The sequence below is a fragment of the Methylocaldum gracile genome (assembly GCF_053646815.1).
The window spans coordinates 521602-544876 of the sequence record NZ_CM132196.1; the positions used below are offsets into that span (position 1 = coordinate 521602).

Here is a 23275-nt window from a genome sequence, read left to right on the forward strand (position 1 = left end):
CGGAGCCATAACAATCATGAATTCCCTCAACCTCGATCCCCACGACAGCCGGCCCTTGATCGAACAGATCGTGGCGGGCATCAAGCAGCGCGTCGACGAGCGCGCCTTGCGGCCCGGCGCGCGCCTGCCGTCGATCCGGCATTTCGCGAACGAGCACCGGGTCAGCAAGTTCACCGTGGTCCAGGCCTTCGACCGGCTGGTGGCGATGGGCTATCTGAAATCCCGGCAGGGGTCGGGTTTTTACGTGGCTCAACGCTCGGAATCCGGCGCTGCGGTGAATCAGTCCTGCCGGCTCGAGCGGGCCATGGACGTGCTCTGGCTGCTCCGCAACGCCTTGCAGGAACAGCCGCACATCGCCATGCCCGGCGCCGGCTGGCTGCCCGGCGAATGGATGGACGGCGAGGGCATTCAGCGCAGCCTCCGCACCCTCGCCCGCAAGAGCGGCACCTATCTGACCGGATACGGTCTGCCGGCCGGCTACGAACCGCTGCGGTCCCTGCTGGCGCGGCGGCTCGACGATCAGGGCATCGGCTGCTCTCCCCGGCAGATCGTCACCACCCGCGGGGCCACTCATGCCCTGGACCTGATCAGCCGGCTGTTCGTCAAACCGGGCGACGCCGTGCTGGTGGACGATCCCGGCTATTACACCCTGTTCGGTTACCTGAAGCTTTCGGGGGCGCGGCTGGTCGGCGTACCCTGGACTACTCAGGGGCCGGATACCGCCGCGATGGAAAGCCTCATCGAGGAGCACCGGCCCAAGGTATTTTTCACCAACACGCTGCTCCACAACCCGACCGGCGTCAGCATTACCCAGGCGGTGGCCTACCGGGTTTTGCAACTGGCCGAGCGCTACGATCTGATGATCGTGGAGGACGATATCTACGGCGATTTGTTGACCGGACAGGCGACGCGCCTTGCGACGCTCGACCAGCTGGAGCGGGTGCTGTTCGTCAGCAGTTTTTCGAAAACCGTTTCCGCAAGTCTCCGGGTCGGTTTTCTGGCCTGCAAGTACGAAATCGCCGAGAGTCTCACCGATCTCAAGCTCCTGACCAGCCTGACCACCTCGGAAATCGACGAGCGGCTGGTCTACGAACTCCTTACCGACGGCTATTACCGGAAACACCTGGAAAAACTGCGCTCACGCCTCCGCAAGGCGCGCGGCGAGGCGGTCAGAAACCTCGAAAGCAGCGGGCTGGAAATTTACCAGGACGCGGAGGACGGACTGTTCATCTGGGCTCGCCGCGATGCGTCCGAGAATGCCACGTCGCTGGCCGCGGCGGCGGCCAAGCAGGGCATCATGCTGGCACCGGGCGCTCTGTTCAGACCTCAGCAGGAAGCCTCGCCCTGGCTGCGCTTCAATGCCGCGGGTTGCGGGAATCCGGCCATTTTCCGGTTTCTGGATGAGGGGCTTGCCGGCCGGGATTCCGGAACGGATTTCGACGACTGAAACGTGCCCGGCGGAAGTCGTTGGCGCCTACAGTCAGGATAGATCGACTCAAACCTTCGTAGGTCGGCAACCCTTTGCCGACGAAGACGCTCGGTCGGGATGCGGCGTCGGGAAAGGATTCCCGACCTACCGGGCGGCACGGTTGTAGGTCGGCAACCCTTTGCCGACGAAGACGCTCGGTCGGGATGCGGCGTCGGGAAAGGATTCCCGACCTACCGGGCGGCACGGTTGTAGGTCGGCAATCCCTTGCCGACGAAGACGCTTATCGTTTATCCACCATTTCGGGGCTCACTTCGAAGCGGCCGATATTCCTGAAAACGGGCGCGGGGTTCACGCCGAAGGTATCGCGAAAGCTGTGGCTGAAATGCGTCGCGTCGGCGAAACCCGCGTCCAGCGCGGCGCGGGTCAGAGTGTCGCTGGCATGCAGCAGTTCCAAGGCCGACACCATCCGCTTCCACAGACGGAATCGACGGTAAGGCAGGCCGGTGCACTGGCGGAACAGATGAAGGAAGCGGGAGGGTGAAAGGTCGACCAGCTTCGCCAACTCCTCTTGCGAGAAATTCCGGTCCGGCTCGCGGCAAATTCGCTCGATGACCTGCCGAATGCGTTCATCCAACTCGATCGGCGGCTGATCGCGGGTATTCAGCAGCCGATCCAGGCGCTGTTCGACGGCGATACGGTTCGGGTCTTCCTCGTGGACCCAGCGAAAGCATTCGATCGTTTCCGCATCCTCGAAAAACCTTACTGTCGTTTCCGAATACGGAAAACGCTTCCGGAATCCTGTCGCGTCGGGGCCGTTTCGCTCCACGAACAGCTTTCCGTGCACGCCGCCGGCCATATCCAGGGCATGCCGAATCCCCGCGGGCACCACCGCGCAACGGCAACTCCGCCATTCGCCGTCTGCCAGCCTGATCCGAAACGGGCGATAGATGCCCACGTGCAGCATGTTGGCGCCATAGACGTGGGTTTCCAGATGCTGGATCGGACCGCAATAGAGTACCCGTCCGTGTCCCATGTAAAGCTGCGAAGTCCCGGGATAAAGCGCGCGCATAGCCAGTTTATGCAAGTCCTGTCGGCGAGACGTGAGTACAATCCCGAGCGCCGGCCATAGGCGGAGACGGTCTGGCGGCTCGGCAATCCATAGTGATACGCCGTCCATCATAATGAACCGGAACCGGCGTTTTCCAGAACTTTTCCGGGAGGATTTCCATGAACGACACATTGACACGCACGGACTTTCAAGCGCGCTTCGAGGCTTTGCTGAGCCAGCTCTCAAAGGACAATATGATCGATTACGCCTTCATCGATATTCCCTCGGATCGAAAACCCTGGCTGGATACCGGCATCGACTTGTCCGCGGGCGAGCGGGTGACCACCTTTGCCGTGGGCAAGACCTGCCTCAAGGGCACCGATCTCTGGTTCGGCGCCGATTTCCAGCTATGGTGCCGAATCGGTCCGGACGGCGAAATCTTCCGCGGCACCCGAGCGAGCAATACCTTCGCCGTAGAAAAGCCGGATCGGCTGTATCTCGCCAGCTATTTTCCCGGCGAATGGGCCACCCGAACCGGCGAGTTGGCGACGCCGGACGAAGTCTACGAGCAGGCGAGCGGTTGCCTGGCGGCCTTGATCGTACGCTGGCGGGTCGAACCGATCGAAGGGCTGAAAAGGCTGGCGGCGCTCGGCGACGTGGACGGCCTAGTCGCGTCCGAAATCGACCGTTTGACCGATCCGGTCGTCCCGCCGCCAGGTTGGAACTATCTGTGGTTCGTGGGGCCTGCGGAAATCTACCGATCCTGTCGGACTCCGGAAAAGGAACCGGCCATCTGCTGCCACACCCATCGCGATGTGGGTTTGTTGCAGAAGGACGTTTCCCTGCCATTCGAGCCGAACACGCGCTTGCGCTGGGCCTGGCGCATGGATCGCCTGCCCTCGGAGGTGCGCGAGGACACGCTCGCGACCCACGATTACATGAGCATCGCCGTGGAATTCGACAACGGCCAGGACATCACCTATTACTGGAGCGCCGAGCTGCCCGTGGGCACCGCCTACCGCTGCCCGATTCCCACCTGGACCGCGCGCGAAACCCATGTGGCGATCCGTTCCGGCCGCGAGGGTCTGGGCGATTGGTTCAACGAGGAGCGCGATGTCCACCGCGATTACCTGGACTTCATCGGCGGCCCGCCGCCGGCTCGCATCGTGCGGGTGTGGCTGATCGCAGTGAGCTTCTTTCAGGGGCGGGAAGGAGAATGCCGGTATTCCGGCATCGAGTTCGTGACGAGGGAAGGGGTGACGTCGATACAATAAGCCCGGCTGCGTCGTGGCGGCTTAACGCAACGGCGTTATCGTTGACGGGACCAATCCATGCATTTCGATTTACGCGATCTCGAACTGTTTGTCGCCGTGGCCGAGGCCGGCAGTATCGCCAAGGCGGCCGAGCACTGTCATACGGTCGCTTCGGCCGTCAGCAAGCGGCTGTCGGATCTCGAAGCGGGGTACGGTACGGCGCTGCTGGTGCGGAGCAGCAAGGGCGTCGCGCCGACGCCGGCCGGCCTTGCATTGCTCGTACGCGCCCGCGCCGTCCTGCATCAGGCCGGGCAACTGGACCGGGAGCTGCGCGGCTATTCGGCGGGAGTTCGAGGGCAGGTGCGGGTATTCGCCAACATCTCGGCCATCGTGGAATTCCTGCCTTCGGCGCTCGCCTCGTTTCTGTCGGCCCATCCGGAGATTCAGGTACACCTGGAAGAGCACGTGAGCGGCGTCGTCGTCCGGGCCGTAGCCGACAATCTTGCCGATTTGGGCATCGTGAGCGAGATAGCCGCCGAGGACGGGCTCATGATGATTCCGTTCCGCGAAGACGAACTGGTCCTGATCGTTCAGCCGGACCATCCGCTGGCTTCGCGCGAGCGCGTCGATTTTTGCGAGACGCTGGACTCGGATTTCGTCGGGCTCCACAGCGACAGCTCGCTGCACTACCGGCTACTCCGCGCCGCCGCCGATGCGGGCCGGCCGCTCAATCTCAAGATACGGGTTACCAGCTTCGACGCCGTCTGCGCCATGGTGGCGGCGGGGCTCGGCATCGGCGTGGTGCCGCGGGCCGCCACGACGCCTTATACCGCATCGCTGGGACTGGTGCCGGTCGTTTTGAACGATGACTGGGCAAAGCGCCGGCTTCATCTCTGCGTCCGTTCGCTGGAGGGGTTGTCAGGGGCGGCAAGGCTGCTGCTGGATCATCTCGCCGGAGGAGCGGCTTAGAGCATCCACGGTCCTATGGGGCGGCCGGCTGCCGCAGGTCGGAAATTCCTTTCGGACACAGCTCTCGCCGGAGGAGCGGCTTAGAGCATCCACGGTCCTATGGTGCGGCCGGCTGCCGCAGGTCGGAAATTCCTTTCGGACACAGCTCAGTCGGCAAAGGATTGCCGACCTACGATCGTGCCGCTGTGGCATCTACGGTTCTGTGCGGCGCCACAGCTGCCATAGGTCGGAAATTCCTTTCCGACACAGCTCAGTCGGCAAAGGGTTGCCGATCTACGACCGTGTCGCTCTAGGTCGCGAATCCCTTCGCGACATTAGGCCGCTCGGCTTGATTTCCAAGGCGGTATCCGCGACCGGATCATCTCGCCGGCGGGGCGGTTTGATTCGGGCCATCGCGAGACGCGATGGCGACATCGCCAAACATCGTTTTTCCTCCATGCGTTCTTTCGGCATTCTTGCTTGCGACCATTCACCATGAGGAGAAAAACGATGTATCGCTGGAACCCGGAAGACTATGCCCGCCATTCGGCCGGTCAGGAAGCTTGGGCGCGCGAACTGTTGAGCGGCCTGAACCTGCGCCCGGACGACCGGGTGCTCGACATCGGCTGCGGCGACGGGCGAATCACGGCGGAACTGGCGCAGCGGGTGCCGTTCGGCGGCGTGGTCGGCGTCGATCTTTCGGAAGACATGATCGGCTATGCAGCAAGACGGTTTCCGGCGTCGGATTACCCTAACCTCGAGTTCCGGCAGGCGGATGCCCGGACGCTGCCTTTCGACGAGGAATTCACCGTGGTCTATTCCAATGCCGCTTTGCACTGGGTCCGGGATCATGAGCCGGTATTGGCCGGCATCGCCCGTGCGCTGAAGCCGGGCGGCCGCTGCCGGATGGAGATGGGCGGCCGGGGCTCTGCCGCCGCGCTGATCGCGGCGTTCGAGGCCGTGGCGGACGGTCCCGTGTGGCGGGAGAATTTCGAGAACTTCGAATCGACCTTCGGTTTCCACGATGCGGAGAGCTATCGCCGCTGGCTAGGGGAGGCGGGGCTCGACGCCGAGCGGGTCCGGCTGACCGACAAGGACATGGTGCATGCCGGCCGCCAAGCCTTCATCGGTTGGCTGCGCACCGCCTGGCATCCCTACACGTCGAGAGTCCCGGCGGAGCGGCGGGGGCTCTTCATCGACGCTGTCGCCGAGCGCTACCTGGCCGGAAATCCTCCCGACACCGCGGGACGGGTCCATGTCGCCATGGTGCGGCTCCAGGTGGAAGCGAAAAAATGAGCCGCTTTTGGCTGAAGGGCAAAGGTAGATGGAAATTAGAGCTGCGACTCTGAAGGATGCGCCGTTTATCAGCTCAGCGCACTTCTTCGCGAGCTTGAGCGTTTTCATCTCGCTCGTACGGCAAAACAGGCTTGGCGGAAGTCGTTGGCGCCTTCGGCTCGGGTGAATTGCTTCAAGCATTCGTAGGTCGGCAATCCTTTGCCGACGAACCCGTTAGCCCAACTTCACCGTCGGGAAGGGATTCCCGACCTACTCGCGAGTTCCCGTACAGTAGGTATGAAAATGCTCTTACCGGCAGGTTCATCGCGCATGAGCCGTCCGAAGAGGCGGCGGGCCGTTTGCTCGAATCGATGGATGAATGGGCAATCCGCAGCGGTCGACGTTTCAGGGGTGATTTGTATACCCATGAAGCTGGAGCTGGCGGCCAGACGCTTCGGAAGTGAGGAAACCCGTGGGCAGCCTACGATATTTTCGGGTAAAGCCAGCCGGCCAGAATCCCATAAACGGCAAACTCGACCACGCCGAACAGAAACCATTGTGCCGCCAGGCTTCCCGGAACGGGGTACAGCAGGTATTGATTGAGATCCACCAAGAGTCCGGCGAGAACGGCGAAGGACAGGCCGTGAACCAGCCCTTCCTTGATGCCGCCGTTCCGTGCGCAGCGAATGTAGCTCAGGACGAAGAGCAATGCGATGCCGGCCGTGAGCAGCAGCGACAGCCACAAGCTCCTTTCCGCCTCCGGCCTGGCGATACCGGCCAACGCGGCATCGGCGTCGCGGAGAATCACCATGTGGACCAGACCGTTCCAGAGCAATGCGAATACGAAGATGGCGGCGGTCGCGAGAAGAAGACGTCTTGGGTTCAGGTTCATGTCTTGGTTCGGTTTGAGCATGATGGATTCGGGAGAAGGAAACGGCAGGCCGATTATACGTCGATGTTTTCCTCGACATAGGCGTAGAGGACCTGGTCGATAAGGACGCCGTCCTTGAAGGCGGCACGCCGCATTACCCCTTCCCGTTTGAACCCGGCTTTCTCCAGCACCCGCATGGAGGCCGGATTCCACGCAAACACGCGGGCTTCCAGGCGAATCAGGCCGAATCGCGACATAATTTCCGGCACGAGCGCGCGGGCCGCGGCCGTAGCAATCCCCCGTCCCCAATACGGCTCGCCGAGCCAATAGCCGAATTCGGCGGATTTGGCATAAATGCCCTCCCGCGGGTCGATGCCGATTCCGCCGATGGCGCGGCTGTCCACTTCGATGGCCCATGAGGTGCGGACGGGCATCCCGGCGACATGAGCTATCCACCAGTTCGCGTCTCTTTCCGTGTAGGGATGGGGGAATCGGTCGGTCAGATTCCGCCATATCTTGCGATTATTGGCAAGCGCCACGAGATCGGCCTTGTCGTGCTCCGACCAATCGCGGATCACGCCATGCTCGAATTCGGTCCGCATGGGTTTTCTCCTGGGTAAAAACCAACAATATCTATTCACTGCATAGGGGAGCGTCGGTGTTGGTTCTCAAACCGGCTTTACGTGCCCTGAACTCGATGGGTGTCGTCTATCGACGGATTCGCCTCGACCCGCACGATGCGTTTCACCGCCTCGCGCAGCCAGATGTGGCCGGGGTCCCGGTCGTGGCGGGCGTGCCAGAGCATCGAAACCGTGAAGGTCTCGATCTCGATCGGCGCGGGGCTCAGGGTGAGCTTGAACGCTTCTGCGCAGCGCCGCGCCATGGACGCCGGCAGGGTGGCGATGGCGTCGGCCTCCTTGAGGATGAAGGGCAGGGCGGAGAAGCGCGTGGTTGAAAGTAAAACCCGCCGTCGCAAATTTCGGCGCGCGAGCGCTTCGTCCACGACGCCTTCGAAGCCTCCGGAGAAGGACATCAGGAGATGGGGCAGGGCGAGATAGTCTTCCAGGCCGATGGGCGAGGGTATGCCCAGCCGCGCGCCGTCGAACAGGCACACATAGCCTTCCCGGTAAAGGTTCTCCTGGCGGTGCCAGCTCGCCACGTCCGTGAATCGCGAGACGCCGAGGTCTATTTCCTGGTTGTCCAGTAGTTTCGCTCCCTGTTCATGCCCCGCGAGACGGATCGCGACACGCACACCGGGCGCCTCGCGCTGGATGCGCTCGATCAGGCTCGGGGAGAGCGCCACCTCGATGCTATCCGGCATGCCGAGGCGGAAGCTGCGCTCGGCGGTGGCCGGATCGAAGCGCGGAGTCCCGTACATTTCCCGATGGATGATTTCGAGCGCCGGACCGAGCTGTTCCGCAAGTTCCAAGGCCCTGGCAGTCGGCTCCATGCCTTTCGCCGTTCTCAGGAAAAGCTCGTCCTTGAACATTTCCCGTAGTCTCATCAGCGCCGCGCTCACCGCAGGCTGGCCGAGATATAGGCGGCCGGCCGCCCGCGTCACGCTCCGTTCCTTCAGGAGAGCGCTGAATACCGGCAGCAGGTTCAGGTCCGCCTTTCTAAAATCGATTTCGTTGATGTTTTCAATCATAACAATCGATTTGAATAATAGAAAAACGATCCTCAGAATTCAAACCGCGGCGGAAAGCTCTAAGAGCTCTAAACAGTGCTTTTAGAGCGACCCGCAGTCTCTATCGTTCGGAGGTCACCATGTCTTATCGCAAAAAAGCCCTGATTACGGGCAGTTCCCGTGGCATCGGGAAGGGTATCGCTCTCAAACTCGCCGCTCAGGGCGCCGATGTCGCCATTCATTATTACCGCAACCGGAAGGCTGCCGATGACACCCTGGCCGAAGTACGCCTGCGTGGCGCGGACGGATTCATCGTCCAGGCAGACATTTCGAACCCGGCCGAAATCGCCCGGATGTTCGATGAAGTCGGCGAGCGATTCGAGGGGCTCGACATATTTGTAGCCAACGCCCGGCCCGAAGCCGCCGAATTCTTCTATCCGCCCCTCGAAATCACTCCCGTACAGTGGGATTCGGCCTTCGATTCCCAGGTCAAAGCCTTTCTCGTCGCAGTGCGGCAGGCAGTGCAGCTCATGCGCGACGGCGGCCGAATCGTCGCCATAACCCACTCGCCCGGTGGCCGCACCGGGAGCCTGCAACCCTGGGTTGCCATGGGTTCGGCCAAGGCGGCGCTGGAGTCGCTCGTCCGCTACTTTGCCGTGGCTTTGGCCAAGCGAGGCATCACGGTGAATGCGGTCAGTCCCGGCTGGATCGAGGACAGCGTGCTGAACAGCCTGCCCGAACCGGCACAGGACGCCATCCGGCGCTGGCATACCCGCGGCTGGACCCCCATGGGCCGGCTCGGCACGCCGGCCGACATCGGCAATGCCGTGGCTTTGCTCTGCTCGGAGGACGCCGGCTGGATTACAGGCCAAATACTTTTCGCCGACGGCGGCGCATCCCTGATGGACGCCGGACATCCGCCCGAGCTGCAGCTCGGCTGGTGACCATAGCCCTGCGATTCGTTTCTCCGGCGTGAGCCGAGCGAACTCGGTATGGCGGAGCTTCGCCGATAATATCCCGGCGAAACGAGCTTGCAGGCTGCCGACGCATCTCCGCGGGAGCGGTCACGACGACGCCGGATTTTCCTATCCGCCTTTGGGCGGGGAGTTCCGGCGTTCTCGCCGTCAGGCCGGCCGTTCATAACTCCAGGCGCACGCCGGCTACGGGATTCATGCCCCGCGCATCCGCTCCGGAGCCGGGTTCCCGGTAGTTCTTGTCCAGCCTGTTCTCCAGGTCCATCTGTGACGCCCGGTGCCGATTCGGCTACCGGCGGGCGCGCAGATTCAGGGTTGCCCGGCTGGCTCGGAAACAAACCGTGCGGTCCTTTATTGATCAGGCCCGTAAATACCCTCCTGGTATTTCGGGCCGCCGCCCAGGCCGGTACACGCCCGGCCTGGGCTCACGCGGCTTGTCGCCGCGCCGGGGCATCCCTGCCCCGGATTAACCCGACCTATATTTATAGGCCGGGTTAATAAACACCTATCTTCGGTGCTGAGAGCCGATCAATTCGTTGTATGCGCCCGGCCGCGAAAAACCGCGGCCAAACCGATGGCCATCAGCCATAACGCGGAGGGCAGCGGGACCGGAGCGACGGTCGCGGACGACACGTTGGCCGTCAACGCATTTCCGTCCGCGTCGCCGAGTGCGTTGACGGCCAGTCTCAATGGGCTGCTGCCGGCTTGCCGGAAATTAAAATTAACTACCGCCAGGGTAAAACTGTCGGCCTGCAGGGTATTCAAGTCCTCCGGCGAATCAAAGGACAGTTCGAACAGGTTCAGCACCCCGCTACCGCTTGACCCGACCGAAGTGACGTTTGCCCCGAAATCGAGAACATCCAGTTCGTCCCCTAGCACCGGATCGCCGAAACTGGTACCGACATATTCCAAATGGCTGCTATCGAAATTGAGATCCAGATCGTAGCTGCCTAGCGAGGGCGCTTCGCCGGCGCCTAGTCCGGATATCGTGATGCCGACCGCGACCGACCACCCGGTTCGGCCCACCGGCATGACCCCCAGTGTGATCGCGGACTCGGCGAGTCCCGATGCGGACAGCAACAGCGCAGCTATTAAAGGCTTACAGTAACGGTCGAGCATCTTGATAGTTTCCTGTTAACGAGTTCCTTGAGGGAAAGATTTCGGGAAACTCCGATCCGGTTCTTGGCCAAGTTCAGGACGAACGATCGCTCGTCGACGACGCGAACCATGGGCAGAAACCGGGTTTTCCGAGTTTCCGTCGATGGATAGGGCGAGGTATCCATGCCTCACTCGGCTGCGCACCGAGGACGGGTACACGACAAGGTCAGCTTGCGGGCATCGAGCGCGTCGATCGTACCGTTCTTGTCGATATCGCGGGGATCGTCCGGACCGGACGCGGATTGATTCCGCACGGCGAGGATCAGGTCGATATCCAGGCGATCGATATCCCCGTCGCCGTCCAGATCGCCGGCCAGCGGGGTCGTTTCGCACGAATCGGGAATATGATCGGCATCGGCGTCACCGGCCCGGCCTTGTTCGATATCCAGAACGTCCGACACGCCGTTTTCGTTGCAGTCCGGAAACACGTTCAGATAGTACACGTCCTGCTCGCCGTTGAAGGTTGCGGTATAGGCAACGCTTGCGCCGTCCCTCCTGGAAACCAGGGTCGAATAGTCCCCTATCTTTTGGGAAGCGTGCGGATAGCCGATCGTGGTATCGAAAGGCTGGCTGACCGGAACGTTTTTGCTCCACGTTGCGCCGCCGTCCCATGAATACGCGTAATACAACCGCGAAACGTTATAGCTGCCGCTATCGCGCGTGTCGTACCAAACGGCGTCGATGCGCGAGTTCGGAGCTACCCCCATCATGCCGAACCATTGCCACGAATCTTTATTGGGTTCGTCGTCGTTGACCCTGATCGGCGCCGACCAGGTCTCGCCGCCGTCGCTGCTTCGGACGAATTTGATGTCCAGATTGTCTTCGCCGGGCGGATCCACCGTCGCCAACACATAGACCTTGCCGCGCAACGGCCCGTTGGATCGGTCGACGTCGACTTGAACGTCGCCTATGGGACCGTACCGATTCGGATTGTTTCGAAAATTGAATAAAGGAGCGGGACCGCCGATATCCAGGATCTGCGTCGTAAAGGTGGGTATCGAATCCGGATCTCGCGCGTCCAAGGACTTCGAGAAAATGTGCTGGTAGTGGTTTCGATTCTGGGTCTCTTCGTCCCATTCACTGGGTTCGAGCCGTCCGGCGATATACAACTCGCCTTCCGGCCCCACCGCCATGGTGCCGAAACTCGGGTTACCGGGAATCCCCACCGGCAGTTCGAAGCTCGCTCCGCCGTCGATGGAACGGGTGAAACAGTAGTCATCGCCGGTTTCGCGCCAGTTGACGTAGACATGGCCATCGCCGATTCCGCCGCTACGGTCTACCGCGAGCTGGCCTTTGTCGCCGCCTCGTCCGTGGGCGAATACCGGTTCTTGCCAACTGCGCCCGCCGTCGGTCGACTTGATGACTTGAATGTCTTCGATATAGATGCCTTGCTCGTCGAAACGCAGACTCTGAAAGTAAAAGTTCCCCTGAGCATCCACATCGATGACCGGATTGCTTCGGCCTTGTCCAGGCGTCAACGATCCCGGAAAGGTCCAGCTGGAACCGCCATCCTGGCTATGCGCCCAGCCGCCTTGGCGAAAGGAGGACTGCACGGAGTCGAACTGACGCCAGGCGATGACGATGTTGCCGGGGTCCAGCGGATTGATCGCCATGGTGGGCTCGTTGGCCGCATCGCCGGTAATGTTTTGACCGGCCGCGTCGACGTTGACCTGGATGCTGATGTAAGGACCAAAAGCGGAATGCGTCGCTGCGGCGTCGGCGCATGCGAACGCCAGTATCCATCCGGACCACACCGCGGCATGCCGTCCCGGATGTGGATTGCGTAAACCGGACCGTATCATGCGCGGTAACTCCGGGATCTGCCGAACAGGCCGAATCCGGCGAGACCCGATACGAACAGCCACACCGCGGCCGGAACCGGTACCACGGTGGTTTGAAAACTGAAATCGCCGACGATCGCGCCCACGGTGCCGCCAAAATGCTCCCATCCCGGCCCGACCCCGAGTTCGCCCGACAGGGTGAACGAATTCGGGTCGAGCCCCATCGCCACGTTGAACAAGTTGAAGGATTCCGACCGGAAAGAATAATGGTTATAGAGCGTCCAGCCGGAGCGTCCGGTCTCGGCATCGATGTTGGCCGCGTCGAATTCCAGGGTGTAGTCTCCGGAGACGATGCGGTTGCTCGGCGATCCGGTATCGATCCGGAAACGGCTGACGCCGCCAAGACCGATCGCGCCGGTGACGCTGCCCGCGAAATCGCCCGGATCGAACGTCAACGTGGTCGGCTTGGTTCTCCGGCCGACCGGGACGTCGACGGTAGCGCCGTTGACGGCGAATTCGAGACCCGTGGCCGGGATTTCGCCGACGCCCGGCACTATATGATCTTCCAAAATTTGCGCGTTGTTGCGCACCGCCGCGGCTTGTGCATCGAAAAATTCCTCCAGATATATGGAAGGCGCATCGGTCGCGTCCAAGGAGACGGCGGCGGCCAGCGCATCCCGGTCCAGGTTCATGATCAATGCGCCGCCGGAAACGGTGGCGGCGGTCGCCGTTGCCGGAAGGAATGCCAACCATGCGGCTAGAAATGTCAAACAGGGTGCAAGAGTTTTGCCGAATCGCGAGAGTCGGTGGCGTGTAGTCATGAGGATAAGTCCGTAACAGGTCGAAGGTGGGAGCGTTTATCCGGCCGATTGGCCGGATAAACGCGATAGACGGCTCCCCGGGCGGCTCGGCAGCCCGGGTCGACGGCCTCTATTCGGCGATCAAGCGGATAAAGCCGCCTGGACCGACTTTCGGCGGGCGCCGGCCAGCAGGCTTAACAAGCCGCTGCCGAACAGCCAGACCGCTGCCGGCACCGGAACCACGGCAGGCGAAACCAGAGTGAAGGTAGCGGCTTTACCGGCGGAGTTCGAGCCGTCGCCGCCGAACAGGAAAGCGGTCATATTGGGTGACCACCAGAGTTCCCCGGTCATGAGCAATTCATCGCCATTGGTGGTAACGCTGATGTTGCGGGCATCGTAAGTGGACGTTCTGAAGCTCGTGTTGTTCCACAAGGTCCAGCCGCTGTTGACGCCGTCATTTCGACTCGCGTTGTATTCGAAGGTGTAATCTCCGGACGTCAATGTACCCGTGAAACTGCCACGGGTCATCACGACACCGTTCAACCCGATCTGGCCGTTGGCGATAAAGGCGGACGAGTCGACCAAAGCATCCTGACTGGCGTCCCAGGTCAACGTGGTGGGCTTGTTGGCGCGGCCGCCGGCGCCCGTTGGAATTCCGGTGCCGGTCAGATCGGCGGGATTGACGACGTATTCGAGCGTTGACGGCGCGGGGTAGGTGTTGGTGGGCACCGTTATGATATCCGCAATGGTCGAGTAAGTATCGGCCACCGCCTTGGGAAAGAAGTTCGCGACATAATATTCGGTTAGCCCGCCAGGACCGATGGTTAGTCCTTCCAACAGGTTGTTCGGGTTGTCATAGGTAACGCTAAAAGTTCCCCCGTGCAACACACCGGCATCGGCCGAATTGGCCATGATCAGGGCAGCCGCTGCGAGAATGGTCTGTCGGATCTGCATTTTCTTGACCCCAAATTTTTGCATGGATTTTTTCCTGTGATTTGAAACATCGAGAGGTTGTGCGGCAGGCTCGAGAAATCCATAGCCCTTGAATAACTCTCACAGGAGAGGCGGCCCGGCCGTCTTGAATACCAAGACCCGCGGCTTTCCGAGTCCGCCTCGCGGCGGAGGTGGCGAAGGCGTCTCGTCCCTGAGACCGATATCATCCTGGGCCAACGGACAGGCATGCGCCCAACCGCCAGTCGTCGCTGATAAGAACCGCCGAAATGACAATGACAATAAGGCTCGAAAACTGGCGTTCTTATCGGGCAAGTCAAGCTGCTAAAGCAGATACCGTGCCAGTGAGCAGGGGTATTCCGAGACTAACAAGCTGTAATTTGAAAATACCGGGGAACGGTGGAAGCAAAGCGTAATTTACCTGGGAACACATGCCAATTTACAGGCATGTCACGGGAAAGAGGCAGCGAGTATCAGTGCATTAACAAATGTATCGTTAATGCGTAGGTATCCGGGTGCCCATGGCGGATATCAATGCGCGACATACCGCATTATGTGGGGAGCAGGTTAAATGCCGCAATTCAATGCGCATGACATCATCATAATCTGTTGTCTTATTTGACATTAATCGTCTGTCCTGTGAAATCCCGCAAGGCTTAAGGCATACAACGTAATTATTCGATGGCAATCGACAAATACACCAGGGATATTCGGGACAAACTGCGTGATTCATGCTTTTGCGGGAATATTTCCCGATATTTGTAATCCATGGACTACGTTCAGCGGACCATGGATTATTGGACTTCGTCTGGGCCGCCAAATCAGCATCATTTGCCGGCCGCACAAACGGTCGCTGCGTGCTTGAAGATACCTTGGTTTCTTCGGTTCTCGTGCCTATCCTTCAGGACGCAGTCCTTCATCCGATCTCTTGTAGGCGATGTATGCCAAGCGTCGTTGAGCCAGAGGATGGCGGCCGTAATGGGGTGAGACGGTCACCTCGAAACCGGCGCCGGCGAGAAGACGTTCGATTTGGGCGCCGTCCAAAACGCCGATCCGGTGCCGCTCCTCGGAACGGCGGTAGCCGTGGCCGCCTTTCCTGAACACGGTAATGTCCCGAATCAACAGGTTTTCTTGCGGCTGTTCGGATACTTCCACCAACACCGCCCAATCCGGCCCTTTGCGCCAGGAGCGATAGTGCATGGGTTCGCCGTCCGAGCGGACAAGGATGTCGAATGCGAAAACGCCGCCTTTCGGCAGACAGGAAGCGATGTTCCGGAACAAGCGGTCAAGGCGCGCTTCCGACGGCGCTCCGTCGGCACAATAGTTCAGGGCTTCGCCCAGGGCCGTGACCGCGGCGCAAGGGCGGAAGTCCACATCGTACAGCGATGCGGTCAGAAACTCTGCTTCGGGCGCTGTACGTCGGGCCAGTTCGATCATCGGCGCGGAAACATCGACGCCCAAAACCGAATATCCGTGCTCCAGCAGTTTCTTTGCCCAGGTTCCGCTTCCGCAACCCAGATCGATGATCAGGCCGGAATCGAGACCCGCGGCGCGGAACAGCGCCAGCAACTCATCGCCGGCGCCATCCACCAGATCGGGGAAGCCGACGTGATGAACATAGGCGAGATCTTCCTCATAGAACGGCATCATCGTTTCGAAGCATTTTTTCGACTGGAATTCCGCCAGCCCATGGGGCGGTCAAAGCCGGTCCATCCCGATGGGTTCGCCATTATCGGCACGGGTTTTGGTCAATCGCCGTTCCGCATCCGCTGCGGCGCTGTCCTTGCCCTGCTTTCGATACACCTCGGTCAGTGCCCAGAGCGCCCAGGCGTCATTCGGCGCTTCTCGGAGCGAAATATCGAGCTCCCGCTCCGCCCCCGCCAGATCGCCCTGGAGAAACCGCAGCGCGCCTACCGAACGGCGTACCGGGTAGTACCAGTAGGGCGGTTCCATGTAGGTCAGCTTTTCCTGAAGCGCCGCCGCCCTCTCGAAGGCGGCGACGGCGTTTCCGAGATCGCCTTCGGCCTGGGCGATGCGCGCCGAAAGCACGTCCTGGGCAATCCGAACGATGTCCGCCGCCGGGACGCCGGCTTCCGTCAATCCGGAAAAATCCGCCGTTTTGGCGATCCCGGTCAAGGCGTCGAGTTCGAGTCGTGCGTCCTGCGGCGCTCCCTTGGCCGCCGCCGCAACGCCACGGGTATAGCGCCACATGGCTTGTACGTACGGGAACTCCGAGCCCGGATCGGCCATTTTCAGGACCGTTTCGGGCGGACTGAACTGGGCGTGGGCGAAGTATGGCGCGGCCTTGACCGGTTGTACCCACGGCACCGCACGGACCGTCTCGTCGGACAGCACGCCGGCGAGTTTCTCCGCCGCCGCGAGAGCGGTTTTGCCGTCGCCCGCCATCTGCGCCGAAACCATCAGGAAATGAACGTTGTGCGGATAATAGCCTTGCGCGTAGATGCCCTTTGCGCCGGTCTCCTTCAAATATGCCTCGTCGACTTCGATGGCGGCGCGATTGGCTTCGAGAGCGTCCCGATAGCGGCCCAGCCGGTAGTAAAGGTGTCCCGGCATGTGGACCAGATGTCCCGCGCCCGGCATCAGACCGGCGAGGCGTTTCGCATAAGGTTCCGCCCGTTCGGGCCGGTCGGAAGCCTCCATCATATGGATGTAATAATGAATCGCGCCGGGATGGTCGGGGTTGTTCGCCAGCACCCGCTCCAGGACCTCTACGATTTCCGCCGTGCGCCCCTTGGGTTTGCGGCCTTGGTCAGCCCAGTAGTCCCAGGGCGCGAGATCCATCAGGCTTTCCGCGTACAACACGGCGATCTCGTCATCCTCGGGGAAACGCTGGGCGAGTTTGCCCATCGCCGTGGCGTAGGCTTGGTCCAGGCGCTTCCGGTCGGTCTTCGGATTCTTGTCGTAGCGTTTCGCGAGCGCCTCGATCAAGGCTTGCTCCTTGGGGCTCGCGTGCTTGGCAAGGGCTTTCGCCCGCTCGATCGCGGCCCAGGCCGGGCCGACCGCGGAAGGCTCCATCGGCGCATTGATATTCGGTCCCAACACCAAGGCTTCGCCCCAGAAACACATGGCGCACTGGGGATCGAGTTTCTGCGCCATGCGGAAGGCCCGTTGCGCCTCCAGATGGTTGAAGGCATAGGCCAATCTCAAACCCTGATCGAAATATTGCTGGGCGCGGGTGTTGCTCGTGGTGATCTTGTAGCTCAGCGTGCCGAGGTTGTCCCACAGGGGCGGTTCGCTATCGACGTAGACAGCCTGGGCGGCAGCCGTGTCCTTGGGATAATGCCCCGCTTCGGTGTGAACATGGCCCGTCGTTTCGGCGGCAAGTGCCGGTTGCGTGCCGATCAGCAGCGAGGCCAGCAGGCCGATGCCGATGGTATCGGAAAATTTCATGATCCCCTCCTCGTTAAGCTTAGGCTTGAATGCGTTCCGTCGAACGGGAAACGCGATTATCGTAAAAACGACCGTTCATTGCTTAGGCGTAAAAACCAAACTCTCGGGTTCCGGTTTGGTGATTTCCGCTCACTTTTGTTTGCCGTTATACCGAAGCGGTCACATTGTGGCAGTGAAATTGTAACAACGGCTTGCGCGAAAAGGCCTCGCTGAGCCAGAATAACCTTTCGACACGCTCTGAATATTTACTCGTACCCGATCCGATCCATGAATCTCCGTCACTTCGCCATTCGTCGCATCGTCGCCCTCGTGGTGGTCGTCGTCGTGCAAGTGGTGATGCGCGCGCCGTCGTGGGTTGGAGATGAGTAAGTAAACGACCTGATTCAACAACCCCCGCCGGCGCAAGCCGACGGGGGTTTCTTTTTTGGGGCCTCCGCCGGACTCCGGCTCTACCAAGGAGAACCCCATGACGATACTATCCGGCGCCCAACTCACCGTTCGCCTCCTCGAGCGGCAGGGCGTGCGCGTCGTTGCCGGCATTCCGGGCGGCGCGAATCTGCCGATCTACGATGCCTTGTCGAAATCCGCGCAAATCCGCCACGTCCTCGCCCGGCACGAACAGGGCGCGGGCTTCATTGCCCAAGGCATGGCGAGGGTCACCGGCGTTCCCGCGGTGTGCATGGCCTCGTCCGGACCCGGAGCGACCAATCTGCTGACCGCTATCGCCGATGCCAAGCTCGACTCGATCCCGCTGGTGGCGATCACCGGCCAGGTGCCGCGCGGGATGATCGGCACCGACGCCTTTCAGGAGGTCGACACCTACGGCCTGACGATTCCGATCACCAAGCACAATTTTCTGGTGGACTCGGCGGCGGAACTGCTCGAGGTGATGCCGAACGCCTTCCGCATCGCGGCTTCGGGACGTCCGGGGCCGGTGTTGATCGATATTCCCAAAGACGTGCAGACGGAGTCGATCGACGTGAACGCATGGCCCGAACCCGGCGCGCCGGACCCGGCTCCGCCGGTCGATATCGCGCTCGTCCAGCGGGCGGCGGATCTGATCGAGGCGGCGGAGCGGCCGATTCTGTACCTCGGCGGGGGCATCATGCACGCGGGGGCGTCGGAAACGGCGTCGGCCCTGGCCGAAAAATCGTCGCTGCCGACCGTGATGACTTTGATGGCGTTGGGCGCATTGCCGGTGGACCATCCGCTGTCGCTGGGCATGCTCGGCATGCATGGGGCGCGCTGTACTAACCTGGCGCTGGACGAATGCGATCTGCTGATCGCCGTCGGTGCCCGTTTCGACGACCGGGCGACGGGCAAGGTCGCGGCGTTCTGTCCGCGCGCGAAGGTCATTCACATCGACATCGATTCGGCCGAACTGAACAAGATCAAGACGGCCCACGTCGGCATTCGGGGCGACGCGGCGGCCGTGTTGCAAGAATTGCTGCCGAGAGTGCGGGGGCAAGACCGGGACTCGTGGCTGGCCCGCGTCGCCGAATTGAAGCGGATGTTTCCCCTCGTCACGCCCGGCATAGCCGACCCGCGAACCCATTACGGCTTGATACGCGCCGTGGCCGAGAACCTCGACGACGAGGCGATTGTCGCAACCGACGTCGGCCAGCACCAGATGTGGGTGGCACAAAGCTATCCTCTGCGCCGCCCGCGCCGCTGGCTGACCTCGGGCGGCCTGGGCACCATGGGCTTCGGCCTCCCGGCCGCGATCGGCGCGGCGCTCGCCGAGCCGGACGCGGCCGTGGTCTGTTTCTCCGGCGACGGCAGCATTCTGATGAACGTGCAGGAGCTGGCAACCGCCGCCGAGGAGGACGTCAACATCAAGGTGGTGCTGATGAACAACAACGCTCTCGGTTTGGTGCACCAGCAGCAGACGCTGTTTTATGGCAAGCGCATCTATGCGTCGCGGTTTCGTGCCGCGCCGGATTTCGTCCGGATCGCCGAAGGCTTCGGCCTGCGCGCCGTCGATCTCGATACGGCGGAGAACCCGAAGGAGGTCCTGCACCAAGCGCTGACCACTCGCGGCCCATGCCTGATCCACGCCGGCATCGACGTCGAGGATCAGGTATTGCCCATGGTGCCGCCCGGTGCTGCCAACATAGAGATGATCGGAGGCTGAATCATGGACGGACAGTCTTTATTCGAACAACGGACGTCGGCGCGGACCGTGCTGGAGCTCGACGTCGTCAACCATCCCGGCGTCATGTCCCACGTGGTCGGCCTGTTTTCGCGCCGCGCCTACAATGTCGAGGGCATCCTCTGCATGCCTGTGGGTGCCGGCGCGACCAGCCGAATCTGGCTGCTGGTCAATGAAGACGCGCGCCTCGCGCAGATGGTCAAGCAATTGGAAAAGCTGGAAGATGTCCTGAGCGTACGGCGTCATGGCGCGGATCACGAAGTGTTCGAGCGGTTGGAGGAATTCTTCCGTTGAAGCGTTTGGTGGCGACTGCTTGTGAGCCACCGTCTTGCGCGTCGATCCCGTTTGTCGGCAAAGGATTGCGGACCTACGACCTCCACCTTTCAGGCAGGCGTTCTCTAGTTCGGGAGTTCCGGCCAGTCTTATGCCCACACCGCGAACGATGTGACTGATTATCGAATCTTGCCGACCGGGGTTCTCAAGCGTAATCTGGACCTGAGCCGCAGATCCAAGTTGACGGACCGAGGTTTGGCAAAGATTTAGGAACTCGTAACATTCAGAAGGACTCCAAGTTTGCGGGGCTGCATGCCAAGGAAGGGCGCAAACGACGGTCCGTTGCGGCTGTTTGCAGACCAACCTTCGAAATATAGGGAGTTTGCCATGTATACCAAGTTCGCTCCTAGGCTTGGCAGGTTCACATCTTTTCTTTTCGCGGCTGTTTTGTTGTGGTCCGCGAGTTGGGCGGCAGCTGCGAAGGAATGCTGGCTGGATCTCTATGATAAGGCGGATTACCAAGGTTCCCACGTTCGCTTGAAAGGACCCGTCGAACTGTCCAACCTCAAGTCACTGAGCGGCGAGGACTGGAGCAATCGCATCGAAAGCCTGGTTGTTGGTCCGGATGCGGAGATTTATGCCTTTCGGCAGGAAAATTTCGAGGATACACCCCAGGGACCGATCTATCACCAGAAAGAGCTTCAAGCTTTGGGAGAAAAGGACATCGGGAGTGCCCAGGATTTGAAGATCAGTTTCGGGCCCGGAACCAAGGAACACCATCTGGGCGACCTGAATTTCCACCGCAATATCAATTCGCTAAAGGTCCAGTGCCGGCGGTGAGACCGGGGTGTGCGGTTTGAAGAGACCCATTGTCGGCAAAGGATTGCCGACCTACAACTACGATTTCTGCGACCTGCCCCAAAGTAGGTCGGGAATCCTTTCCCGACGCCGACGGGCGGCCAACGGCTTACGTCGGCAAGGGATTGCCGACCTACAACAGTGGGAGCTGGGTTTAGCCCGCGACTCAATGCCATTCGATATCGCGGGCTAAAGCCCGCTCCACAAGATCCTCCATGATCCGCCGTTCAGAACTGGATGCGGTGTCGCAACCGGGAGCAGGTTAGCGCCCAGTCTATTCGCCGACGATCCGGTCGACGACGATCTTGTAGCTGCCGTTATCCTCGGGCGCCACGGCTTCACTCAAGCCTTGCAGGTCGCCGGCCTCGGCCTTCGGCTGTCCGCTCTTCGAAATGCGCGCCCCGATCACGATGCGGTCGGCGGTAGAGAGCGTCATGCCCTGCATCATGGACATGGAGTCGTCCAGCACGACTTTTACCGGCAGGTCTTTTGCCTGCTTGCGGACGACCGCCAAAGGCATGGGGGGGCCTTCGGCCGCACGGGCGAAGACGAAAAGGGCATCGTCCGGCGCAACCCGGCTTTTCAGATTTTCCGCCAGGGTCACCGTAACGCGGATCTGTTTGCCCGCGCCCTTTGCGGCGGCGGGTTCCGACGGCGTTGTTTGGGCGGGGAGTCCTTGGACCTGGGCGATGTATCCCTCAATCTGCTTGGCCTCTTCGCTGCCAGGCCCGAATTGCTTTTTCAGTCTTTCCCAATACTCCACGGTCTTGGCCGCGTCCTTCCGTTCGGCGGCGGCGATTCCCGCCATCCAGAGCGCGGTTTGGTGATCGGGATTCTTCTTCAGGATTTCGTCGACGATTTCGGTCGGCTTGCCGGCCATGCTGCCCTGATGGGTTTCGGCCAATGCCTGGGCATACAAAGCCTTGACGTCCAGATCCTCGGGGGCGAGCTTGAGGGCGAATTCATAGGCCGTTACCGCCTTGTCCGGCTGATCGGTCGCTTGCAGCGAGCGGGCCAGCAATACCCAGCCCTCCAGATCGTTCGGCTGCTTGGCCAGCCTTTCCGCCAGCTGGCGTATGCTGTCCTGGACATCGGCCATGTCGTTCGGCGCACGTGCGCCGATCAGGTCGATGCGGCCCAGCGCGAGGTAAAGCGTCAAGGCCAGTACCGGAACGATCGCGAGCGTGGCCAGGACGGCCGAGCGGCCGCGGGTGCTCGACTGAGCTTTCGTCTCTTCGGCAGCCTCGAGATCCCCGAGCAGATTCCGTTCGGATTCCGCGGTCAGGCGCTCCAGATCCTCGGGGCTTGCCGCTTCCTGGGCGAGTTCGGTTTGCCGCTGCCGGTGCAGAAGGAGATTGAGCCGCGCCCGGTTTATCCGCCCGCTGCCGGTCTTGCCGAGGAGCGCGGGAAGGAAAAAGACGTAGCCCACTATCAAAAGCAGTACGGCCGAAAGCCAGAAACCCGTCATCGATATTTACCCTTCGAGATTGTTTCGAAGCCGCTCCAGGCGCTTCTTTTCTTCATCGGTAAGCGTCAGGTCCTCGCCCGTGTTGCGGCGTCTCACCTGTCGCCATAGAAAAGCGCCTCCGCCGGCCAGAAGCAGGAACGGCCCGACCCACAGAAGAGCCGTCGTCATTTTGAAAGGCGGGCGATAGAGCACGAAATCGCCGTAGCGATCGGTCAGGAATTTGACCGCTTCCTCTTCGTTCTTGCCGCTTTGGATGATGGTGTAGACCTCGTCCCGCAGGTCCTTTGCCAGATCGGCATCGGAATCGGCCAGGGACTGGTTCTGGCAGACCAGGCAGCGAAGCTCTTCGATCAGGCGCTCGTAGCGCTGTTGCTTGGCCGGATCGTCGAACTCGCGGATTTCGATGGCTTGAACGGTAAAGGGAAGAATCAGCAGGAACGGCAGTAACCGATGCATCATGAAGACTTGGCCTGTAATTGGCGGATCAGGGGGAGTAGTTTCTTTTCCAGGATTTCGGGCGTGATCGGTCCGGTCTGCTTGTGGCGGATGATGCCGTCGCGATCGACGACGAAGGTTTCCGGCACGCCGTACACGCCCCAGTCGATGCCGGTCTTGCCTTCGGGATCGAAGGCGCTCGCGGTATAGGGATCGCCGAAGCGCTGCAGCCAGGTTAGGGCGTTATCCCGCTCGTCCTTGTAGTTGAGGCCGTAGATGGGAACGATGTTCTGCTTGGCGAGTTGCAGCAGCACCGGGTGCTCTTCCCGGCAGGACGTGCACCAGGACGCCCAAACATTCACCAGACTGACCTGACCCTTGAGATCGTCGCTGCTCAGGGTCTTGCCGGCATCCGCCACCTGGGGCAGGGCGAACATGGGCGCCGGCTTGCCGATGAAGGGCGAAGGCACTTCCTTGGGATTCAGAGTCAGACCGATGCCGAGAAAGATCACCATGACGGCGAACACGGCCAATGGAATGAGATAGCGCATGATGGGTTATGA

21 protein-coding genes and 1 riboswitch are annotated in these 23275 nt (G+C 61.2%); of the genes, 8 read left to right on the forward strand and 13 right to left on the reverse strand.

The genetic code is table 11. The features are described from left to right. Positions 1-16 precede the first annotated feature (16 nt). Entirely contained in the window at positions 17-1447 is a 1431-nt protein-coding gene (locus ACWJJK_RS02290) for an aminotransferase-like domain-containing protein (RefSeq protein ID WP_133717865.1), read from the forward strand. A 262-nt stretch (positions 1448-1709) separates the two neighbouring features. Here the strand turns inward: ACWJJK_RS02290 and ACWJJK_RS02295 are convergent, their stop codons facing one another. After that, on the reverse strand, positions 1710-2513 hold the full coding sequence (locus ACWJJK_RS02295; RefSeq protein WP_168175555.1) for a helix-turn-helix domain-containing protein: 804 nt from the start codon (positions 2511-2513) through the stop codon (positions 1710-1712). 143 nt (positions 2514-2656) lie between these two features. Between ACWJJK_RS02295 and ACWJJK_RS02300 the strand changes: the two genes are divergently transcribed. The 3 genes from ACWJJK_RS02300 to ACWJJK_RS02310 all read left to right on the forward strand — a co-directional run bounded on the left by ACWJJK_RS02300 (position 2657) and on the right by ACWJJK_RS02310 (position 5974). Next, positions 2657-3751: a DUF3047 domain-containing protein gene (locus ACWJJK_RS02300; RefSeq protein WP_156880803.1), complete on the forward strand. Its 1095-nt coding sequence runs from the start codon at positions 2657-2659 to the stop codon at positions 3749-3751. Between the two features lie 57 nt (positions 3752-3808). Then, entirely contained in the window at positions 3809-4699 is an 891-nt protein-coding gene (locus tag ACWJJK_RS02305; protein WP_434110284.1) for a LysR substrate-binding domain-containing protein, read from the forward strand. Between the two features lie 489 nt (positions 4700-5188). Continuing rightward, complete coding sequence (locus tag ACWJJK_RS02310; RefSeq protein WP_347258852.1) at positions 5189-5974, forward strand: methyltransferase domain-containing protein; 786 nt, start codon at positions 5189-5191, stop codon at positions 5972-5974. 460 nt (positions 5975-6434) lie between these two features. On the opposite strand, the gene ACWJJK_RS02315 is transcribed toward ACWJJK_RS02310, so the two are convergent. The 3 genes from ACWJJK_RS02315 to ACWJJK_RS02325 all read right to left on the reverse strand — a co-directional run bounded on the left by ACWJJK_RS02315 (position 6435) and on the right by ACWJJK_RS02325 (position 8472). After that, complete coding sequence (locus ACWJJK_RS02315; RefSeq protein ID WP_454128619.1) at positions 6435-6866, reverse strand: hypothetical protein; 432 nt, start codon at positions 6864-6866, stop codon at positions 6435-6437. A 32-nt stretch (positions 6867-6898) separates the two neighbouring features. After that, positions 6899-7426, reverse strand: a complete 528-nt coding sequence (locus ACWJJK_RS02320) for a GNAT family N-acetyltransferase (RefSeq protein WP_347258853.1) — start codon at positions 7424-7426, stop codon at positions 6899-6901. A gap of 77 nt (positions 7427-7503) precedes the next feature. Then, positions 7504-8472 carry a LysR family transcriptional regulator gene (locus tag ACWJJK_RS02325; RefSeq protein WP_086133623.1) on the reverse strand — a complete coding sequence of 323 codons (969 nt, stop codon included), beginning with the start codon at positions 8470-8472 and terminating at the stop codon, positions 7504-7506. Between the two features lie 119 nt (positions 8473-8591). Here ACWJJK_RS02325 and ACWJJK_RS02330 point away from each other — a divergent pair, with 119 nt between their 5' ends. Next, positions 8592-9395 carry an SDR family oxidoreductase gene (locus tag ACWJJK_RS02330; RefSeq protein ID WP_210023723.1) on the forward strand — a complete coding sequence of 268 codons (804 nt, stop codon included), beginning with the start codon at positions 8592-8594 and terminating at the stop codon, positions 9393-9395. A gap of 558 nt (positions 9396-9953) precedes the next feature. On the opposite strand, the gene ACWJJK_RS02335 is transcribed toward ACWJJK_RS02330, so the two are convergent. The 6 genes from ACWJJK_RS02335 to ACWJJK_RS02360 form a co-directional block, all read right to left on the reverse strand. Next, positions 9954-10544 (reverse strand): hypothetical protein, encoded by a 591-nt coding sequence (locus tag ACWJJK_RS02335; RefSeq protein WP_086133621.1) that lies wholly within the window; start codon positions 10542-10544, stop codon positions 9954-9956. 167 nt (positions 10545-10711) lie between these two features. Beyond that, positions 10712-12385, reverse strand: a complete 1674-nt coding sequence (locus tag ACWJJK_RS02340; protein WP_454128620.1) for a hypothetical protein — start codon at positions 12383-12385, stop codon at positions 10712-10714. Then, on the reverse strand, positions 12382-13185 hold the full coding sequence (locus ACWJJK_RS02345; RefSeq protein ID WP_139841029.1) for a VPLPA-CTERM sorting domain-containing protein: 804 nt from the start codon (positions 13183-13185) through the stop codon (positions 12382-12384). Before ACWJJK_RS02345 ends, ACWJJK_RS02340 begins: the two co-directional genes overlap by 4 nt. A 120-nt stretch (positions 13186-13305) precedes the next feature. Beyond that, positions 13306-14142 (reverse strand): hypothetical protein, encoded by an 837-nt coding sequence (locus ACWJJK_RS02350; protein ID WP_077732765.1) that lies wholly within the window; start codon positions 14140-14142, stop codon positions 13306-13308. A gap of 82 nt (positions 14143-14224) precedes the next feature. Next, positions 14225-14303: riboswitch (cyclic di-GMP riboswitch) on the reverse strand. A gap of 706 nt (positions 14304-15009) precedes the next feature. Then, on the reverse strand, positions 15010-15765 hold the full coding sequence (locus ACWJJK_RS02355; protein ID WP_086133618.1) for a class I SAM-dependent methyltransferase: 756 nt from the start codon (positions 15763-15765) through the stop codon (positions 15010-15012). A gap of 48 nt (positions 15766-15813) precedes the next feature. Then, entirely contained in the window at positions 15814-17526 is a 1713-nt protein-coding gene (locus ACWJJK_RS02360; protein ID WP_086133617.1) for a tetratricopeptide repeat protein, read from the reverse strand. 466 nt (positions 17527-17992) lie between these two features. Between ACWJJK_RS02360 and ilvB the strand changes: the two genes are divergently transcribed. The 3 genes from ilvB (at position 17993) to ACWJJK_RS02375 (ending at position 20791) form a co-directional block, all read left to right on the forward strand. Continuing rightward, on the forward strand, positions 17993-19660 hold the full coding sequence (gene ilvB / locus ACWJJK_RS02365) for an acetolactate synthase large subunit (protein WP_086133615.1): 1668 nt from the start codon (positions 17993-17995) through the stop codon (positions 19658-19660). A gap of 3 nt (positions 19661-19663) precedes the next feature. Continuing rightward, positions 19664-19972, forward strand: coding sequence for an acetolactate synthase small subunit (gene ilvN, locus ACWJJK_RS02370; RefSeq protein ID WP_077732769.1), 309 nt, complete (start codon positions 19664-19666; stop codon positions 19970-19972). A gap of 366 nt (positions 19973-20338) precedes the next feature. Continuing rightward, complete coding sequence (locus tag ACWJJK_RS02375; RefSeq protein WP_077732770.1) at positions 20339-20791, forward strand: beta/gamma crystallin domain-containing protein; 453 nt, start codon at positions 20339-20341, stop codon at positions 20789-20791. Between the two features lie 292 nt (positions 20792-21083). Here ACWJJK_RS02375 and ccmI read toward each other — a convergent pair whose 3' ends face one another. From ccmI to ACWJJK_RS02390, 3 genes are read right to left on the reverse strand one after another with little or no spacing between them, the layout of a single operon-like run. Beyond that, positions 21084-22277 carry a c-type cytochrome biogenesis protein CcmI gene (gene ccmI / locus ACWJJK_RS02380; protein WP_086133614.1) on the reverse strand — a complete coding sequence of 398 codons (1194 nt, stop codon included), beginning with the start codon at positions 22275-22277 and terminating at the stop codon, positions 21084-21086. Between the two features lie 6 nt (positions 22278-22283). Then, positions 22284-22736, reverse strand: coding sequence for a cytochrome c-type biogenesis protein (locus ACWJJK_RS02385; protein ID WP_086133613.1), 453 nt, complete (start codon positions 22734-22736; stop codon positions 22284-22286). Continuing rightward, positions 22733-23263, reverse strand: coding sequence for a DsbE family thiol:disulfide interchange protein (locus ACWJJK_RS02390; RefSeq protein WP_210023732.1), 531 nt, complete (start codon positions 23261-23263; stop codon positions 22733-22735). The genes ACWJJK_RS02385 and ACWJJK_RS02390 overlap by 4 nt, the downstream gene beginning before the upstream one ends. Positions 23264-23275: the final 12 nt, after the last annotated feature.

Bases quoted from the DNA above. Each gene is read 5' to 3' on its own strand.
- ACWJJK_RS02375 (WP_077732770.1), top strand. From the start codon at position 20,339: ATGTATACCAAGTTCGCTCCTAGGCTTGGCAGGTTCACATCTTTTCTT.
- ACWJJK_RS02300 (WP_156880803.1), top strand. From the start codon at position 2,657: ATGAACGACACATTGACACGCACGGACTTTCAAGCGCGCTTCGAGGCT.
- ACWJJK_RS02320 (WP_347258853.1), bottom strand. From the start codon at position 7,426: ATGCGGACCGAATTCGAGCATGGCGTGATCCGCGATTGGTCGGAGCAC.
- ACWJJK_RS02325 (WP_086133623.1), bottom strand. From the start codon at position 8,472: ATGATTGAAAACATCAACGAAATCGATTTTAGAAAGGCGGACCTGAAC.
- ACWJJK_RS02390 (WP_210023732.1), bottom strand. From the start codon at position 23,263: ATGCGCTATCTCATTCCATTGGCCGTGTTCGCCGTCATGGTGATCTTT.
- ACWJJK_RS02330 (WP_210023723.1), top strand. From the start codon at position 8,592: ATGTCTTATCGCAAAAAAGCCCTGATTACGGGCAGTTCCCGTGGCATC.
- ACWJJK_RS02360 (WP_086133617.1), bottom strand. From the start codon at position 17,526: ATGAAATTTTCCGATACCATCGGCATCGGCCTGCTGGCCTCGCTGCTG.
- ACWJJK_RS02340 (WP_454128620.1), bottom strand. From the start codon at position 12,385: ATGATACGGTCCGGTTTACGCAATCCACATCCGGGACGGCATGCCGCG.
- ACWJJK_RS02385 (WP_086133613.1), bottom strand. From the start codon at position 22,736: ATGATGCATCGGTTACTGCCGTTCCTGCTGATTCTTCCCTTTACCGTT.
- ACWJJK_RS02305 (WP_434110284.1), top strand. From the start codon at position 3,809: ATGCATTTCGATTTACGCGATCTCGAACTGTTTGTCGCCGTGGCCGAG.
- ACWJJK_RS02290 (WP_133717865.1), top strand. From the start codon at position 17: ATGAATTCCCTCAACCTCGATCCCCACGACAGCCGGCCCTTGATCGAA.
- ACWJJK_RS02335 (WP_086133621.1), bottom strand. From the start codon at position 10,544: ATGCTCGACCGTTACTGTAAGCCTTTAATAGCTGCGCTGTTGCTGTCC.
- ilvN (WP_077732769.1), top strand. From the start codon at position 19,664: ATGGACGGACAGTCTTTATTCGAACAACGGACGTCGGCGCGGACCGTG.
- ccmI (WP_086133614.1), bottom strand. From the start codon at position 22,277: ATGACGGGTTTCTGGCTTTCGGCCGTACTGCTTTTGATAGTGGGCTAC.
- ACWJJK_RS02350 (WP_077732765.1), bottom strand. From the start codon at position 14,142: ATGCAAAAATTTGGGGTCAAGAAAATGCAGATCCGACAGACCATTCTC.
- ACWJJK_RS02315 (WP_454128619.1), bottom strand. From the start codon at position 6,866: ATGCTCAAACCGAACCAAGACATGAACCTGAACCCAAGACGTCTTCTT.
- ilvB (WP_086133615.1), top strand. From the start codon at position 17,993: ATGACGATACTATCCGGCGCCCAACTCACCGTTCGCCTCCTCGAGCGG.
- ACWJJK_RS02345 (WP_139841029.1), bottom strand. From the start codon at position 13,185: ATGACTACACGCCACCGACTCTCGCGATTCGGCAAAACTCTTGCACCC.
- ACWJJK_RS02355 (WP_086133618.1), bottom strand. From the start codon at position 15,765: ATGATGCCGTTCTATGAGGAAGATCTCGCCTATGTTCATCACGTCGGC.
- ACWJJK_RS02310 (WP_347258852.1), top strand. From the start codon at position 5,189: ATGTATCGCTGGAACCCGGAAGACTATGCCCGCCATTCGGCCGGTCAG.